The organism is Bacteroides sp. L008, from assembly GCF_040812255.1.
Taxonomy (GTDB): domain Bacteria; phylum Bacteroidota; class Bacteroidia; order Bacteroidales; family Bacteroidaceae; genus Bacteroides; species Bacteroides vicugnae.
On the sequence record NZ_JBFNXO010000001.1, the window covers coordinates 2,401,724 to 2,420,447 of the forward strand.

Sequence of the window (18,724 nt, forward strand, 5' to 3'; positions counted from 1 at the left end):
ATTCTGCAAATATATACAGGAAATAATCAGGAATAGCTACAATAAACAGAAAGTTGGAATTAAAAGCACAATTTTGCCATCTCTACTTTGCAAATCCTAAAAAAAGCAGTATATTTGCCACCCGAAAAACAAAGAACTGAAATGGAATCATTCTATCGCACACACGCCTACCTCGTTGAGCACACCAATGCCCCCGTTCGCCGCGATCTTATGGACGAGATCGACTGGAGCGACCGCCTGATTGGTATCAAAGGGACACGTGGCGTAGGAAAAACCACTTTCCTTCTCCAATACGCCAAAGAAAAATTCGGGAACGACCGCTCCTGCCTGTTCATCAACATGAACAACTTCTACTTCTCTGGCCACAGCATTGTAGATTTTGCTAACGAATTCCAGAAACGTGGTGGAAAAGTATTGTTGATCGACCAAGTGTTCAAACACCCGGAATGGAGCAGAGAGTTGCGCATGTGTTACGACCGTTTTCCTAATTTGAAGATTGTCTTTACCGGCTCATCCGTAATGCGACTGAAAGAGGAAAATCTTGAACTGCGTGATATTGCAAAGAGCTATAACCTGCGCGGATTCTCTTTCCGTGAATTCCTGAACTTGCAGACAGGCATGAAATTCAGGGCATACAGCCTCGAAGAAATTCTTAGCACTCACGAACAGATTGCCAAAGGAGTACTCTCCAAAGTTCGTCCGCTGGATTACTTCCAGGATTACCTGCATCATGGATTCTATCCATTCTTCCTCGAGAAGCGTAACTTTTCGGAGAATCTGCTGAAAACAATGAACATGATGGTAGAAGTAGATATCCTGCTCATCAAACAAATTGAACTGAAATATCTTTCAAAGATAAAAAAATTGCTATATTTGCTCGCTGTCGACGGACCGAAGGCTCCGAATGTGAGCCAACTGGCAAGCGACATACAGACATCTCGCGCCACGGTGATGAACTATATCAAGTATCTGGCAGATGCGCGACTCATTAATCTGGTTTATCCGAAAGGGGAAGAATTCCCTAAAAAACCGTCGAAGATAATGATGCACAACTCCAACCTGATGTACTCCATCTATCCGGTGAAAGTGGAGGAGCAGGATGTGCTCGACACATTCTTTGCAAATTCTTTATGGAAAGACCATAAGGTACATAAAGGAGATAAAAACGTCTCTTTTATGGTGGACGAAGTAATGCCGTTCAAAATTTGCCAGGAAGGCGCAAAGATCAAGAACAATCCGAATGTGACGTACGCGTTGCATAAGGCTGAAATAGGTCGGGGCAACCAGATACCTCTCTGGATGTTCGGCTTTTTATATTAAAAGATTTATTTACTTAAATATTTAATTTAGTTATGACTAAACAGAAGAAATTCATCACTTGTGATGGTAACCAGGCTGCAGCACATATCTCGTATATGTTCTCTGAAGTAGCGGCTATCTACCCCATCACTCCTTCTTCGACTATGGCTGAGTACGTAGACGAATGGGCTGCCGCAGGACGTAAGAACATCTTCGGCGAAACAGTATTGGTACAGGAAATGCAATCTGAAGGTGGTGCTGCCGGTGCAGTTCACGGTTCTCTTCAGGCTGGTGCGTTGACTACTACTTACACTGCTTCTCAGGGTCTTCTCCTGATGATCCCTAACATGTACAAAATTGCCGGTGAGTTCTTGCCTTGCGTATTCCATGTATCTGCTCGTACATTGGCTTCTCACGCATTGTGTATCTTCGGTGACCACCAAGACGTAATGTCAGCTCGTCAGACTGGCTTTGCGATGTTGGCTGAAGGCTCTGTACAGGAAGTTATGGATTTGGCTGGTGTTGCTCACCTGGCTACCATCAAATCCCGCGTTCCGTTTATGAACTTCTTCGATGGTTTCCGTACATCTCACGAAATCCAAAAGATTGAAATGTTGGAAAATGATGATCTTGCTCCGCTGATCGACCAGGAAGCTTTGGCAGAATTCCGTGCCCGCGCACTGAATCCGATGAAACCGGTAGCTCGTGGTATGGCTGAAAATCCTGACCATTTCTTCCAACATCGTGAATCATGCAACAACTACTATGAAGCAGTTCCTGCTATCGTAGAAGAATACATGAATGAAATTTCTAAGATTACAGGTCGTAAATACGGTTTGTTCGATTACTATGGTGCAGAAGATGCAGAACGCGTAATTATCGCTATGGGTTCTGTAACAGAAGCTGCCCGCGAAGCTATCGACCACTTGGTAGCAAACGGCGAAAAAGTGGGTATGGTTGCCGTACACTTGTATCGTCCGTTCTCTGCTAAGCACTTCCTGGCCGCTGTACCTAAGACTGCCAAAACTATCGCAGTTCTTGACCGTACTAAAGAACCGGGTGCTAACGGTGAGCCTCTTTATCTTGACGTTAAAGACTGCTTCTACGGTGCAGAAAATGCTCCGGTTATCGTTGGCGGTCGCTACGGTTTGGGTTCAAAAGATACTACTCCTGCTCAAATCCTTTCAGTATTCGAAAACTTGGCTATGCCAATGCCAAAGAACCACTTCACTATCGGTATCGTAGACGACGTTACTTTCACTTCTCTTCCTCAAAAAGAAGAAATCGCTTTAGGCGGCGAAGGTATGTTCGAAGCTAAATTCTACGGTTTGGGTGCTGACGGTACAGTAGGTGCTAACAAGAACTCTGTGAAGATTATCGGTGACAACACCGACAAACACTGCCAGGCTTACTTCTCTTACGACTCTAAGAAATCTGGTGGTTTCACTTGTTCTCACCTGCGTTTCGGTGACACTCCGATCCGTTCCACTTATTTGGTTAATACTCCAAACTTCGTAGCTTGCCACGTTCAGGCTTACCTGCACATGTACGATGTAACTCGTGGTTTGCGTAAGAACGGTTCTTTCTTGCTGAACACAATCTGGGAAGGTGAAGAACTGGCTAAGAACCTGCCTAACAAGGTTAAGAAATATTTCGCACAGAACAACATTTCTGTATACTATATCAACGCAACACAGATTGCACTGGAAATTGGTTTGGGTAACCGTACCAATACTATCCTTCAATCTGCCTTCTTCCGTATCACAGGCGTTATTCCTGTAGAACAAGCTGTTGAGCAGATGAAGAAATTCATCGTTAAGTCTTACGGTAAGAAGGGTGAAGACGTTGTCAACAAGAACTATGCTGCCGTTGACCGCGGTGGTGAATACAAGACTTTGGCTGTTGATCCTGCTTGGGCTAACCTGCCGGATGACGCTAAAGCTGAAAACAATGATCCTGCATTCATCAACGAAGTAGTTCGTCCGATCAATGCACAAGACGGTGACTTGTTGCCAGTATCTGCATTCAAGGGTATCGAAGACGGTACTTGGTATCAAGGTACTTCTAAATACGAAAAACGTGGTGTAGCCGCATTCGTTCCCGAATGGAATCCTGAAAACTGTATCCAATGTAACAAGTGTGCATACGTTTGTCCTCACGCTTCTATCCGTCCGTTCGTACTCGATGCTGAAGAGCAGAAGGGTGCCAAGTTCGAACAACTGAAAGCGGTAGGTAAAGTATTCGATGGTATGACATTCCGTATTCAGGTTGACGTTCTCGACTGTCTGGGTTGTGGTAACTGTGCTGACATCTGTCCGGGTAATCCGAAGAAAGGTGGCAAAGCATTGACAATGAAACACCTCGAAAGCCAATTGGCTGAAGCTGACAACTGGACTTACTGTGCTGAAAACGTGAAGACTAAACAACATCTTGTTGATATCAAGTCTAACGTGAAGAACTCACAGTTCGCTACTCCGTTGTTCGAGTTCTCTGGTGCTTGCTCTGGTTGTGGTGAAACTCCGTACGTGAAATTGATTTCTCAATTGTTCGGTGACCGTGAAATGATTGCTAACGCTACCGGATGTTCTTCTATCTACTCTGGTTCAGTTCCTTCTACTCCGTATACTACAAACGAAAACGGACACGGTCCTGCTTGGGCTAACTCACTGTTCGAAGACTTCTGTGAATTCGGTCTGGGTATGGAATTGGCTAACGAAAAGATGCGTGCCCGTATCGTGAAAGTGATGAACGAAGCTATTGCTGCTGACTGTACTCCTGCTGAAGTGAAAGAACTATTCGCTGAATGGATCAACAATATGCTGGATGCAGACAAGACTAAGGAATTGGCTGCTAAGATCATTCCTATTGTTGAAGCTAACAAAGATAAATGCAACCACTGCAAACAAATCGCTGAACTGCAACAATATCTTGTTAAACGCAGCCAGTGGATCATTGGTGGTGACGGTGCTTCTTATGATATCGGCTACGGTGGTCTTGACCATGTAATCGCTTCCGGTAAGGACGTTAACATCCTCGTTCTGGATACTGAAGTTTACTCTAACACAGGTGGTCAGTCTTCTAAGGCTACTCCGGTAGGTGCTATCGCTAAGTTCGCTGCTGCTGGTAAGCGCGTACGTAAGAAAGACCTCGGTCTGATGGCTACTACTTATGGTTATGTATATGTTGCACAGATCGCTATGGGTGCTGACCAAGCTCAAACTCTGAAAGCTATCCGTGAAGCTGAAGCATATCCTGGACCATCTTTGATTATCGCTTACGCTCCGTGTATCAACCACGGTCTGAAAGCAGGTATGGGTAAGAGTCAGGAAGAAGAAGAAAAGGCCGTTAAGTGCGGTTACTGGCACTTGTGGCGTTACAACCCTGCTTTGGAAGAAGAAGGCAAGAACCCATTCCAGTTGGATAGCAAAGAACCGAACTGGGAAGAATTCCAAGGTTTCTTGAAGGGTGAAGTTCGTTACGCTTCTGTAATGAAACAATATCCTACTGAAGCTGAAGAACTGTTCAAGGCTGCTGAAGAAAACGCAAAATGGCGTTATAACAGTTACAAACGTTTGGCTAGAGAAAACTGGGGTGCTGAATAATTAATCACACTCAGATAAATATAAAAAGGGAGTCATGCATTGAGCAGACTCCCTTTTTTATGTCTAAGCCAATTTCATATCTAGGCCGGTTTTGAATCAATTTTAGACCGTTTTTACTCTTATTCAACTACAGATTCGCATTATTTAATCAGTCTATTCATCTATTTATTCCTTTGATTTCGGTATCCAGCTATCAACCAGTTCCCGGTGTTCATCCCTCCATTTACGGGCTATTTCTTCTTCATCCATCCGGGCATCCTTCATAGCTGTCATAAAAGAGCTAAGTTCTTCTGTCGTTAATTTGATATTACCGAAAAATTCAGCGGCAAACGGGTCTTTTTCACTGAAACCTTTCCAGGCAATGGCATGTATTTCTTCCAAATCTCCATATACTTTCTTCGGATCATCCAGGAATTTCAAGTCAAACTGATCGAACATCCAATGTGGTGTCCACCCTGTAATGACAATCCATTCTCCCTTATCCATCGCTTTTTTCAAAGATGCCAACATGGTTGAACTACTTGAAGTCATAAGAGCATATCCGTCAAGTCCATAAGCAGCAATGGCCTTATCCGTAGTCTTCATAATTCCTGCCCCGGCATCAATTCCCACTATTTCAGAAGAGAAACGGTCTTTATAATCTGCCAGTTCACTAATAGATTGAATCGTGACATATTCAGGTACAACCAGCCCGATGCGAGCTTCTTCATATACCTCACCCAAGAATTCGATGCTATCACCATATTGGTCCATATAATCTTTCATCGTTATCGGTAGCCAGGCATCCAGAAAGACATCTGACTTTTTCCGAGACATGGATACAAAAACAGGGGCAAGATCCGCATTTTGCAGTTCAACCTCATATCCATGTTCCTCCAATACCACCTTAGCCAAATGACTCATGGCAATGCCTTCCAGCCAATTGGCATAGGCTATTTTTACTTTTTTCTTATTTGGGTCGGAATTCGTGCAGGAAGCTAGCAAAAGCAGCGCGGACAGTACTATTCCTACTAATTTATATATTCTCATTTTTCTTCCTTTCTGTTTTTAGTCCTTTTGGGTTTAGTTCTTTCCATTTTAATCCTGTTTATTTTTTCTTCCTGCCATTCCTTGTGTGATACGGTCCAGAATGATAGCCAAAATAACAACTGCTATACCACCTTCAAACCCAAGTCCGATTTTCATTTGGGTAATACCTTTCAATACGATTTCTCCCAAACCACCGGCAGCAATCATTGCAGCGATTACGACCATAGAAAGTGACATCATTATTGTCTGGTTTACACCAGTCAGGATGGTGGGCAGCGCCAAAGGAAGCTGTACTTTATATAACAGCTGCCAACGGGTAGCTCCGAACGAACGGGAAGCTTCCACTACATTTTTAGGAACCTGCCGGATTCCCAACCCGGTAAGACGGACCACAGGAGGCATGGCAAATATGATTGTCGCAAAAACTCCGGGCACTGTTCCCAATCCGAAGAACAAAACAGCAGGAATCAGATAGACAAAGGCAGGCATTGTCTGCATCAAATCGAGAATAGGGCGAAGTATTTTATCCGCACGCGGACTGTTTGCTGTCCATATTCCTAAAGGTACTCCAAAAATCAGAGCCAGGCAGGTAGATGATAAAACGAGAGCCAGAGTTTGCATGGTTGCCTCCCAAAACCCCATTCCATAAATCAATAATAATCCTAATACGGTAAAAATGGAAATCCCCCGTCCTGCCTTTACCCATGCAATTGCGGCAAGTACCAAAATCGTCAGATAAAATGGAATTCCGAAAAGAATGTGTTGGAAACCTGTAATGAAACTACCGATGCCTGTATTCACGGCATCAAAGAATGTGGAAAAATGTACCATCATCCAATTGATGGCAATTTCTATATATTGTCCTATATTTATCATAAGTCTATTGCGTTTTGAATTATTTCATTTATTTCTTCTTTATCTTTCCCGGTCACTTCTATGATTAAGGATGAAAGTGGGATTGTTCCCAAAAACTCGTGTGTTTCATCTATCACCCATACCGGTGAATTGCTCTTTGTCATTAGAGGAAGTATATCCTCGAGCACTGTATCACACAACACTGAATGTACTTCTTTACGCACAACCGCTTCAATGGATTTTTCCTGTTTGCTACGCAGCTTAAGCAAATCGTTCAAATGTACTTCTCCGACCAGTTTATCGTCGGCATCTATTACTGGTAATACAGTTATATTCTTCGCACGCATCTTACGAATCAAAACTTCGGGACCTTCTTTCTTCAGACGGGCTACCAACGGTTTGTCAATCATTAAAGAAGAGGCGGTAATAATTTTGCTCCTGTCCACGTTTTCAACAAAACGGGCTACATAATCGTTAGCCGGTTCAGTCAGGATTTCCTCCGAAGTACCTACCTGCACCACTTCTCCGTCTTTCATAATTGCAATACGGTCACCTAGTTTAATCGCTTCACTCAAGTCGTGGGTAATAAAGACAATCGTCTTTTTCATCTTTGATTGCAAGGCCAGTAGTTCATCCTGCATCTGCACGCGAATCAGAGGATCGAGCGCAGAGAAAGCCTCATCCATTAAAAGTACTTCGGGATTATTGGCTAGGGCACGTGCCAGTCCGACACGCTGTTGCATACCACCGGAAAGTTCACCTACCATCTGATTCTCATATCCTTTCAGCCCGACTAGCTTCATACTTTCCATGGCTTTCTTTTCACGCTCTTCTTTCTTCACTCCCTGAAGTTCAAGGCCGAACGCAATATTACTCAATACAGAACGGTGAGGCAACAAACCGAAATTCTGGAAAACCATCGCCAGCTCTTTCCGGCGAACCTGCAACAATTCTTTTTCGGATATTTTAGATATATCTACTCCATTTACAAGCACTTGTCCGGCTGTAGGACGTATCAGACGATTGATACAACGCAGTAATGTCGATTTTCCACTTCCCGAGAGCCCCATTATCACAAAAAACTCTCCTTCATTTATTGAAAGATTGGCGTCTTTCACTCCTACCGTACAACCGGTATCTTTCAGTATTTCCGCCTTACTCTTATCTTTTTTCAGCATCTTGAGTGCTTTCTGCTTCTCGTGACCAAAGATAAGGTACAAATCCTTTATTTCTATTTTACTCATATAATATATTGGTTTAGATTATAATATTTGTTTTGTTCTCAACTGCTGCGTCCATTATTCTCACTTACGATAAACAAGTTGAATATCCGCATGGTTCAATCCTGTCACATGGCAACATGACAATCCGATGAGTTTCTTAATGATAAAAAAACAGACTGAGTAGTTTAAAAGGAATAGAATTTGATAAGATTATCCTCTCAATGAACAGTAAAAAACAGTATTTTCATAAATAAATAACAGTCTGTTCTTGCATATTGTTGGCACAAAGGTAAGGAAAATAGATTAAACATGCAAATTTTATTCAGAAGTGGAGTAATTCCAAAGATGCTTTTTCAGGTCTACACATCCATTTTGCTTGAAAGAAATCCCCTCTTCCAGCAAGAGCTGCTTTTGCTCTGTCCAACCGGGTACAAGGCGTCCCGACACATTGACAACCCGGTGACAGGGTGCAGATAAATCATCCGGAATCTGCTTCAAAGCACGCCCCACCATACGGGAACATTGAGGCATTCCCAATAATGCTGCGATTCCTCCATAGGTAGAAACCTTACCTACCGGAATTTCCCGGACAACCTGATACACCTCTCGACAAAAGGATGCGGAAAGGCTCGCCTTGTCTACTTTATAATCTTTCATCACCCAGATTTCACTTATTTCATTCCCAAAGCTAAATAAAAAGAAGAGAATCTGCAAATAATAAGATCGCATCAAATAAAATATGCAACTTTACTTGTTTCTTATACAAATAATACCGACCTTTGTAACCATAAAACAACCCGATTATTAACAAGACAAACACTACCGTCATGAAAAGAAAAAACATTCTATTCACTTCTTGTTTGTTAGGAGCACTTGCTTTCAGCTCCTGTGAGAAGAACCTCTACGATGAAAGTAAACAACCTGAAAAAGAAATTCAAGTAAAAGACTTGGATATACCCGCAGACTTTGAGTGGAAATTAACTCAAGTAGCAGGAGGAACAGTAACAGCTACCATTCCCACTATGGTTTCTTTCTTCCTAGATGAAGCATGCAGTAATGAAGAGAAAGTAGCAACCATTCCTGTAGATACAGAAATCTCAAGTCTCCCTTTAAGTATTCCGACCTGCGTAAATACATTGTATGCCCAATACGAAACCAACGCTAACGGAACAAGAAAAGTGTCCATACCTGTCAATGCAGATGGAAGTTTCTCATTAAATATCACCGATGATGTTAAAGCTAACACTACTCGGGCAATCACTCGTGGACACGATATAGAAGATGATATAGCACACAAAGGAGGAGTTATCTATCACCCTAAAGACAGTTGGGGAACAATCATGTTCGAAGACCAATTCCCATCATTGGGCGATTATGACTTTAATGATTTTGTAGTTAATTATAAGGTACAGTTCCAAGGTATTAAGAAGATTGATCATGAATATACCGCACAGTTTATACAAATAGGATTACGTCTAAAGGCTATTGGAGGGATATTTCCTTATTCTCCGTATTTAAGGCTAAAAGAAATAAATTCTGACGAAGTGGAAAATATAGAGGTTTATGAAACTAAAAATATGAACCCTATACCTGATAAAGTAGCACTTATCCCTGACAAACATCTTATTATTGATTATAGTCCTTTAATAAAGAATCTGGCTAAACCTGCAGGCAGTCAATATTATAATACAGAGAAGAATGCTTTGGTTACTACAAATGATTTACCGGAGATTCATATTCTGATCGAATTAAAGAAAAGAAAAGAAGTAAAGGAAATATTAGAAGACGATGAGCTCGACTTATATTTAAAACGGAATGATAATGGAATAGAAATCCATATGAATGGTATCGAACCGATAATTTACCAATATCCATTCAATAACAAAAATCTGTTGCCGATATATACAAACGGAGACGAAGAAGATGACAACTATTATTTTAGCGCAGAACGCCTAATTTGGGGATTAAGAGTACCAGGTAATGCAGCGCATGCTATTGAGAAAGCGGATTTCTTAAAGGCCTATAAAGGATTCGCAAAATGGGCGCAAAGCAGCGGCAAAAACGAACAGAACTGGTATAATCAAGGAAATGCAGATAAAAGTTTATTGATTTACAATTAACCCATATAAATAAATCCCGGTAAGTATTGAAAACTCAAATTACTGGGATTTATTATATCTTGGCGCAAATAGCTAATGCTATCCTTTCCGCTTCAACAGATCCGTCGGGCTTTCTCCAAACTGTTCCCGATAACATTTGGTAAAATAAGAGGGAGAACTGAAACCAACCTCATAACCAATCTCCGCCACTGTCATATCCGAGGAAGCAAGCAAAGAAGCTGCTTTTTTCAAACGGGCGATGCGAAGCAATTCATTCGGAGAATAATTAGTCAGGGATTTGATTTTGCGATAGAGTTGCACACGGCTTAATCCCATATCTTTGCCCAAGTCTTCCACATTCAGATTAGAGTCTCCCATCTTAGCCTCAATCAAAGCCTTGAATTTCTCCACAAAGTCTTTGTCCATATCGCAGACATCTTCTTTGGCCAATGTCTGCCCGTCACCAAAGAATTGTTTCAGACGACGATGTGAGTCTATCAGGTTGCGGACACGTGCCACCAGTAATTGCGAACTGAAAGGTTTGGATATATAGGAGTCTGCTCCACCATCATATCCTTGAATCCGTTGTTCGTCCAGAGAACAGGCTGTCAACAGAATGACAGGGATATGACACGTTTGCAATTCGCTTTTCAAACGACGACAACATTCAATTCCATCTATTCCGGGCATCATTACGTCGGAGATAATCAAATCCGGGACATATTTCATAGCTTTACGAATACCTTCCGAGCCGTCTGCAGCTTCTATAACAGTATAATCGGTATGGAGCAATCCGTGCACATATAAGCGAATATCAGCGTTATCATCAATAATCAGAACGCAAGGTTTGGAAGAGTCGTAGCTTTTTTCCAATTCCTCTTCTTCGTAAGTTAAAGCATCATTCAAGCTCGAAGAACCGGAATAACCGGAAGTTGCAGGAGTTACGGGAGCCCCAGCAACGGCAGAGATTGCTGCATCGGTGAAGGTTACAGAAGTAGCAGGCACAGAGAATGCCGGAAAGTTTTCAGAAATAACAGTCTCGCAAGTCTGTACAGGCAAATCAATGGTAAAGATAGTTCCCTGCTTTTCATCACTTTCCACCGTGATGGTACCTTTATGCAATTCCACAAAAGCCTTTACCAATGCCAATCCAATACCCGAACCGGCATGGTGCATATCTATCTTATAAAAACGGTCGAAAATATTCCGGATATGCTCCGCAGAAATCATTGAACCGGTATTGGCAACGGTAAAGCGAATCCAGCAATGATCGTCTTTAGTCAGGGAAGATAAGCGTACAGTTACTTTTCCGTTTTCCGGAGTAAATTTGAAAGCGTTGGAAAGGAGGTTGAAATAGATGCGTTCCAATTTCTCTGCATCTGCCAACGTGCGGTAATCCGTATCCGGCATATAATCGAATGAGAAATGAATATGTTTCTTCCGGGCTGCAGCCATGAAAGATTCGTTCCATCCCTCAAAAGAAGAAAGAATGTCTAACGAAATAGGAGTATATTCCATTTTTCCATTCTCATACTTACGAAAATCCAGAATCTGATTGACAAGACGCAAGAGGATATTCACGTTTCGCTGAACTAACAATAACATTCGTCGCTGGTCTTCATTCAAAGACGAATCAGCCAGTAAATGCTCTACCGGGTCGGCAACTAATGTCAGTGGAGTACGAAAATCGTGAGATATATTTGTGAAGAAAACCAGCTTGGCATGAGTCGCTTCTTCCAGTTGGTGAGAAAGCTGGATAAGCTGATCCCGCTGTTCCTCAAGTTTGTCCCGCTGTTCTTCAAGAATATCCCGCTGCTCTTCGAGTTTATCGCGTTGTTGCTCTACTTGTTTCTTCTGTTCGGACAACTCTTTATTCAGGCGATTCTTGGAACGGAGGGATTTATAAACTACCAACAACAATCCCGCTACTAATAAAAGAATAACCAAGCCGCCATACATCACGACCTGCTGCGTAGCTACACGCGACAGATACCCACCGATACGTCCGTTCAATGTTTCAATCTTCTGATCCAGTTCCGAGATATGGGTAGTCTGAAGTTGCATAACGTGCGCGTTCGTGCGGTCTACAACGGCAGTATTCATGACCGTTTCGCGAGGATAAGGCTTCTTCTCAAGAATATTCATAGCCAGTTGCATCACTTTGTCCCCATTAGTCGGATAAATAAAAGTTGCATCCAGCACATTGTCAAGCACCAATTCAAGCCCATTTCCTTTGCCGGGCAGTGCATCAATGCCAACAAAAATCATTTCTTTTTCACGTCCGGCTTTCTTCGCAGCCTGATAAGCTCCCGGAGCGATACGGTCGTTATGTGCATACACCGCATCAATCTTCGGATGACGGCGAAGCATACTATCCATTTCCACTTCTGCCGGTTCACGTTCCCAAGCAGCATCCGCTTTATCAATCAGTTTGATATCCGGATAATTGCTGATAGCGGCCATAAATCCCTGATGGCGTTCCATGGCAGGGGTGGAACCACCCAGTCCGGTAAGCTCCACTACATTCCCTTTCCCTTTCAGACTTGATGCGATATAATTTCCTACCGCACGACCTATTTCATAATTATCGGCACCGATATAGGCAGTATATTTATCAGAAAGTATCTTCCGGTCTACAAGAATGACGGGTATTCCTTTCTGATAGGCCTCCTCCACAATTGGAGTCATGGGAGCCGCTTCATTGGCGGAAATTATCAGTAAATCAACTCCTTTATCTATAAAATAATGAACATCTTCCGCCTGCTTACGGTTATCATCCGCCGCCGAGCGGATTTCAACCGATACTCCATCATAAAACATCGCTTCACGAAGAATCTCATCATTCATCTTGTGCCGCCAAGAGTCATCGCTGCATTGGGCCACCCCAATACGGAAACGAGGCGCATCCTGCCGACAGGCCGCCAAGCCCAAAAGACAAAACAAGACTGTTATCCACTTCGTATATTTCATCGCTTCAATCATTCCCTTTCTTTCGTATATCTTTTGTATTTCTTTCTGTAATCCAAATTTCTCTCCCCGCATTATTTGCATTCACCACCGGGAAATACATCAGTTCCACTTTCACAGGGTTCAGCGTGTATTTTCCAGTAAAACGTGGAAGCAAAAGAACCGTAAACTGATAAGTACCTACCGGTAATTTTTCGCTAAAGATAACAGTTTTCTCTTTAAAATACTCACGATACACTTCAGAACGAGAGAAATTAACAGGTTTTGAGGCATAACTACAACCTGCCGGAACAGGAACTTCAAGCATCACGTATTGCGCACCCTCCTGTTTCACCTGCAAGGTAACTGTCAATGTAACAGGTACACCCGCCACCAAAGAATCTTTGTCCAAAGTCGCCTCCACCTTGAAAGCATCACTCTGACGAGCATCCATCACACGCTTCATTGAATAGACACTATACAATAAAGGCTCTTTTCCCGTTTTTGAAATAAGCAGACTGTCGCCTGCTGTCAGCCGGGTATGGTAAGGAAAATCCGTAATCCGTTGGTGATCCTTACCGCTCACAGATACCGATGTTCCTGACATCCCTCCGGAATCTGCCAGCAAATCGGTCAGAACAGTTGTCACAGCCGAAGAAGCCTGATACGTATTCCATCCGTGCTCCTTAGTCCGCAAAATATGCAATTGCATATTTTCTTTCAACTTACACAGAGAAGAGTCATTTTTAATAATCCGGTAGGCTATCAATGTATTTATCAGCTGATTTCCCTCCCAATAATAAGTACGCCGTCCGTCGTCACAGTAAACACCTCCGAGCAGATCCTTTTTCAGATAAGGACGTACACTATCACCCACATTCACCGAATCCACCTGTTGCTTGATTTCCCAGAGAAGCAGTTTCTCTTTCAGGTAGGAAAGAGGACGATAATACTTGTTTCTATTTGCCAACGAGTCTTCTTTCTGTTCCAGTTGCCGGACGAAAGGTTCCAATAATCTGACTGCCGAAGAATAATCCGCCTCCACTTTCCACTCATGAAGAGCATGAACTATTTCTATATCTTCCAGTTTCATTCCTCGATAAGGACTCGTATGAGCATACTCCACTTTCAAACCATTCAGATTCAACTCCACAGGATAACCTGCATCTTGCGCCATCTTCAAAGCCCGCAGGATATGCGCAGACATCCAGAAAGAAGTATTTTCAGAGTTCCCCCACCACGACCATAACTGATGTTTGTTCTGATGATTCGTCAGTCGATGGATAATAGATCGGATCGCTTTGTCTACTTTCACCTTTTCCCCCTTACTCTGCATATACTGTTGGTAAGCCAGCAGACCGATCAACTTGGATGCCAGCTGCTCATTGCACAAATATTTGTATCCTGTCAGATAATTCACCGATTCTTTATAGATATCCAACTGATTATCGGTGATACTCACCATCACTTCTTCATCCTCGCCGGATTGCACTTTGACCGTCTTTGCATCGGACAGAATCCCCAATGTGCCCTGTGCCAATTCAGTTCCCTGTGGTAGTATCGGAATCGTATATTCCTCTCCATCCTGATACCCATCATCGCGAGTGAAAAGATAGCTGATGGTCACGCTATCGGCATGTGCTGCCTGCATCGGCACTGTTTCATGAAATCCCTCCGTGAGACCCACTTCCTGCCGTTTCAATGTATCCGTTCCGACGCAGAACTGTGTTTTTCCGGCTATGTGCTGCCCATCCAGATAATTGCGGATAGTCCCGACCACCGTACTCTGATCCCCCTCCACCAAGAAACGGGGAGTTTTCAACTCCGCCATCAACGGTTTGTAAGAGCGGACGGAACGTCGGAAAGTACCCGTCTGCAAACGACGGTTCATACCATAAACGACAGTCTCCCATTTCGTCACGTTATCGGGGAAAGTTGTTTCAAACTGTACCGTTCCGGTTTTATCCGTAAACAAACGAGGTTGCCAGAAAGCCACATCCGAAAAATTCCGACGCAAGCCGTTCAATTGCATAAGTTCATTATACAACTGTTCGGTATCCGCTTCTTCTTTCGCTTCCCGATCCTGCTCCTCCAATTTCTCCAAAGGTGCGGTTGCAGCAGCAGAAGAAGAACCAGTCATTAGTCCGGCAACGGATCCCGTCAACGAATATCTTGAACGCGTGCCGTATCCTACAACGACCACTTCCTCCAGCGTCTGACTATTTTCTTCCAAAGTAACCAACAGATTGGCTCCGGGAGTTGCTCTCATCTCCTGCTGTTTAAAGCCGACATAGCTAAACAAGAGCTGCTCCCCTCCCCTGTCACAATCCATTTCAAAATATCCGTCCATGTCGGTGATCGTTCCCTCCGTCGTTCCTTTCACCACCACGCTACACCCGATTAAAGGCTCTCCGGTAGTATCCGTCACATAACCGGAGACTTTACCGCCATAATTGCGTACATACTGCCTGATCCTCATTTCCCTGTGACCAAGAAAGTTTGTACCGATCCTGCCAATTCCTCTTCCCAGCAAGAGCCACCCAGATGACAACGAATCACGTTCATGTAGAGGCAGAGACTCCATATCTACATCCAGATAGGTATATGATTGTATCTTCAGAGCATCCTGTTTCAGATACTTTCCATTGTTATAAAGTAAAATCGCATCATACGTTCCGGCAGGAAATTTGGAGTATATCCTGTTCATCTGCACCAAGGTATCCGGATAAACCAGTTCTCCGGTAGTGCAGTCTTTAAAGAGCAAATTAGCCACTCCGATAGAATCTTTTTCTTCCGGAAGCCGGAAATTCAGCGTCTTATCCGGTAGGGAGAAATAAATCCGGGTAGGATGCCAACTCTTCCCCTTGCGAAGTTCTGCCACCAGACTACAGAATCTTTCCGGTGATAAGTGGTAATCATTCAAAGTCGGAATCTTTGCCACAGACGAAAAATTCAAATAAGCCGGACACAGTTCCTCATCCTTATATTTATAAACCACATTGCCCTCGAATTCATAAGAGAAACCTCCCTCATGCCGATACAACACACCATTCATATATTTCCAAGGTCCCGGCTCCACAGGACCTGCCAATATCTTTTTCTTGTAGCGCGACAGCTCCATGAGTGAAACCGGAAACTGCTTTCCATTATGTTCGAGCGAAGTATATACCGCCCCATCCATCACCGGAAGACGGCAAAGATACCGTTCATAACGCTTCTTCTCTTCCGAAGTAAATTTATACTCATCATATTTCCCTTTCTTCTGCCGCAACCAGACTACTTCCACTCCTTGCGGCAACTGATTCATATCGAAACTCAAAATCGTTTTCTTGCCTCGGTCGAAAGCCAGAGAATCAATGATGAAAGCCCTGTCGTGCATTCGCAACGTTATCTTCTGCTTTCCCGAAGGATGCAATACAGGAAAAGAATACTGCTTGGGCTGTTCCGTCCACGAAAAATAGCAGGGAACATCGTTCTGCTCAATCACATAGATATTCACCGCTCGTCCGTTCAGCATCACATAAGGAGCAAACTGGGTGGTTCCATCCGGTGTGTCAACCGTCTGACGGAACAGCTTTCCCGCAGGATAAGCAAACTGATAATAAGGCAACTTATCCAAATGAAGCAACTGGTTCCAATGCTGATAATCCAATGTGGCCGTATGCAGATACTCTTTTTGCTTCATTGAGTAGGAAGCACGTTGCTCGCGTGGACGGGGTGCACTCCCGTAATAGGGTAAATCAGGTACGTGATAATCCAGCTGCGTGTTGACCGCAAAAGCTGTCAGATCGACGTTGGATACCGGACGCCCTTGTATATTGGTCACGTTCAGTTTTGTTTTCACTTTCTGACCGGGATACACTCGTTCCGGCAAATCAGATTCAATCACCAGCCGTTCGGAGGGTGAAGTGTACGAGCGTTTCAACATACATTCCTTATTCCCCATGAAATAAAATACTTCTACGTAATAGACGGAAGAGGGATCGATCTCTCCGGATTTGTGTTCCATCTCTTTTCCCGAACCTTTCTGCAACAGGCGGTTGCCTTGATACACATACCAGGAAAGCTCCAGCTGCAAAGGATTGGAAAGGGAGACACAGAACGAATCTTTTTCTATGCCGCCATTCAGTTCCAGTTTGGAGTCAAGTGCGGCGGAAGCAATCGTCGTTTCATATCCTGTTTCCGGTATTTTGAAACGATAGTCCGTCACTGCCTGATTGAACGGTTCGCGATAGGGCAAACGCACTTTCTTCACTTCTTTCTTTTCACCATAGGTCAGTTCGGCTGCCACAGGACGCTCCACTCCCAAGTCGAAGAATGAAAAGCAAATGGTATCCGCCTGCGTAGTGCACTGCATATCATAGCACGAATAGTAGAAAGTCGCTTTGCTCTGCTGCTCCAAACGGTTATTGTCTGCCGTAAGCAAAACTACATTCACTGCATAGAAGCAATCGGAAGCTCCGAATATCCGAGCAGGAATATCTACCGAGGCTTTCCCGGAAGCATCCAGTTCCGCCTGCACGGACATCAGTGTATCGGGCAAAGAAAGTATCTGCGCATACGACTTCAGTACCTGCTGTCTGCCCACAGTCACTTCTACATTCACCTCCCGCAAAGGAAGTCCGTTGGCATCCGTTGCACTGATATCCATGCGGTTACTCTGCGGTGCATATTGCACATTCGAAGCCAGCTTCACCAACAACTTGTTTCCGTTCAGTTCGTAGTCTTCATATTTGAAATTGGTGGAGGCTACGATGCGTCCCCGCTTATCCCGAAGCTGTACAGTATATCTCTGATCGAGCTTCAGATTCAATGAATCCGCCAACAGGAATTCTCCGGCGAAGCCTCCCGGATGGTAAGGGACGACGGACATTATCTTCTTATAGTCACGCCAGGAAGAACCGACACGCATCCACAATGAAAGTTCCTGTTTCAAAGGGCGTTTATGTTCGGAGAGAGCATAAGACTTGAAACGGACAGTTTCGCCCGGTCTGTATTTATTCTTGTCAGTAATCAGGTAACTATAAAACTCCGGTGCATCTTGCCGGTCATAATCATTTTTATACCAGGGTGGTACAAGGTGTTTCCTCAAATCGAATACCGCACGAAACTTATCCACTTCAACCGTCAAAATGTGCTGTTCTTTCTGGGACCAGTTATCGTCAGTATATGTCTGACTGTCTTCATCGTAATAAACAACCTTGCTGCCTACCCGCACTTTGGCATCTTTCCTGATTGTTCCCCCGGCATCAACCACCTGCAAGGTAAGTACACCATACTCCTTGAAAAGGAAAACATGAAAAGGAATCACCGGAGCATAACGGTAATGAACTTCGTTCCGCTCTACATCAGCCAGCAGAAAATGCCCTTTGACCGGAGGGTTGTTCCAAGTTTCCGTGAAACGGGCAAAAGGAGTCTGCTGTATTTTTTTCCACTGTTTCTGTCGGAGTTTGCCTTTGAGAAGTTTCAAGGCCTCTTTGTTGGTCAGTTCGAAAACGATCGTTTCGGAAGAGGCATCGTCCCAGAGCATCGGTTGTCCGAATGCTCCATTGGCAAAAAGCAGGACTCCCAATAACAACAGGCTCTTTAGCTGGCATAGCATTGTGTTCATGGTATTCGATAAATAGATAGATTGAGAACAAAAATAGAAAATAAAACTGTGAGTATGCTA

9 protein-coding genes are annotated in these 18,724 nt (G+C 43.6%); 3 read left to right on the forward strand and 6 right to left on the reverse strand.

Features of this window, described 5'->3' with window-relative positions; all coding sequences use genetic code 11:
- Positions 1 to 141 precede the first annotated feature (141 nt).
- Both AB3G73_RS09750 and nifJ read left to right on the forward strand, forming a co-directional pair.
- Complete coding sequence (locus tag AB3G73_RS09750) at positions 142 to 1,320, forward strand: ATP-binding protein (protein WP_008651863.1); 1,179 nt, start codon at positions 142 to 144, stop codon at positions 1,318 to 1,320.
- A 32-nt stretch (positions 1,321 to 1,352) separates the two neighbouring features.
- Positions 1,353 to 4,901, forward strand: a complete 3,549-nt coding sequence (gene nifJ / locus AB3G73_RS09755) for a pyruvate:ferredoxin (flavodoxin) oxidoreductase (protein WP_367744675.1) — start codon at positions 1,353 to 1,355, stop codon at positions 4,899 to 4,901.
- A 165-nt stretch (positions 4,902 to 5,066) separates the two neighbouring features.
- Here the strand turns inward: nifJ and AB3G73_RS09760 are convergent, their stop codons facing one another.
- From AB3G73_RS09760 to AB3G73_RS09775, 4 genes are all read right to left on the reverse strand, one after another.
- Entirely contained in the window at positions 5,067 to 5,930 is an 864-nt protein-coding gene (locus tag AB3G73_RS09760) for a glycine betaine ABC transporter substrate-binding protein (RefSeq protein ID WP_008651869.1), read from the reverse strand.
- 48 nt (positions 5,931 to 5,978) lie between these two features.
- Entirely contained in the window at positions 5,979 to 6,806 is an 828-nt protein-coding gene (locus AB3G73_RS09765; RefSeq protein ID WP_008651872.1) for a proline/glycine betaine ABC transporter permease, read from the reverse strand.
- Positions 6,803 to 8,029: a glycine betaine/L-proline ABC transporter ATP-binding protein gene (locus AB3G73_RS09770; protein ID WP_008651874.1), complete on the reverse strand. Its 1,227-nt coding sequence runs from the start codon at positions 8,027 to 8,029 to the stop codon at positions 6,803 to 6,805. The genes AB3G73_RS09765 and AB3G73_RS09770 overlap by 4 nt, the downstream gene beginning before the upstream one ends.
- A 297-nt stretch (positions 8,030 to 8,326) precedes the next feature.
- Positions 8,327 to 8,665 (reverse strand): MGMT family protein, encoded by a 339-nt coding sequence (locus tag AB3G73_RS09775; protein WP_099146077.1) that lies wholly within the window; start codon positions 8,663 to 8,665, stop codon positions 8,327 to 8,329.
- A gap of 170 nt (positions 8,666 to 8,835) precedes the next feature.
- On the opposite strand from AB3G73_RS09775, the gene AB3G73_RS09780 reads away from it, so the two are divergent.
- On the forward strand, positions 8,836 to 10,128 hold the full coding sequence (locus AB3G73_RS09780) for an LruC domain-containing protein (RefSeq protein ID WP_367744677.1): 1,293 nt from the start codon (positions 8,836 to 8,838) through the stop codon (positions 10,126 to 10,128).
- Positions 10,129 to 10,206: 78 nt separating this feature from the next.
- Here the strand turns inward: AB3G73_RS09780 and AB3G73_RS09785 are convergent, their stop codons facing one another.
- Entirely contained in the window at positions 10,207 to 13,077 is a 2,871-nt protein-coding gene (locus AB3G73_RS09785) for a substrate-binding domain-containing protein (protein WP_367745427.1), read from the reverse strand.
- A gap of 4 nt (positions 13,078 to 13,081) precedes the next feature.
- A complete protein-coding gene (locus AB3G73_RS09790) occupies positions 13,082 to 18,664 on the reverse strand; it encodes a carboxypeptidase-like regulatory domain-containing protein (RefSeq protein WP_367744679.1) in 5,583 nt (1,860 codons plus the stop codon).
- Positions 18,665 to 18,724: the final 60 nt, after the last annotated feature.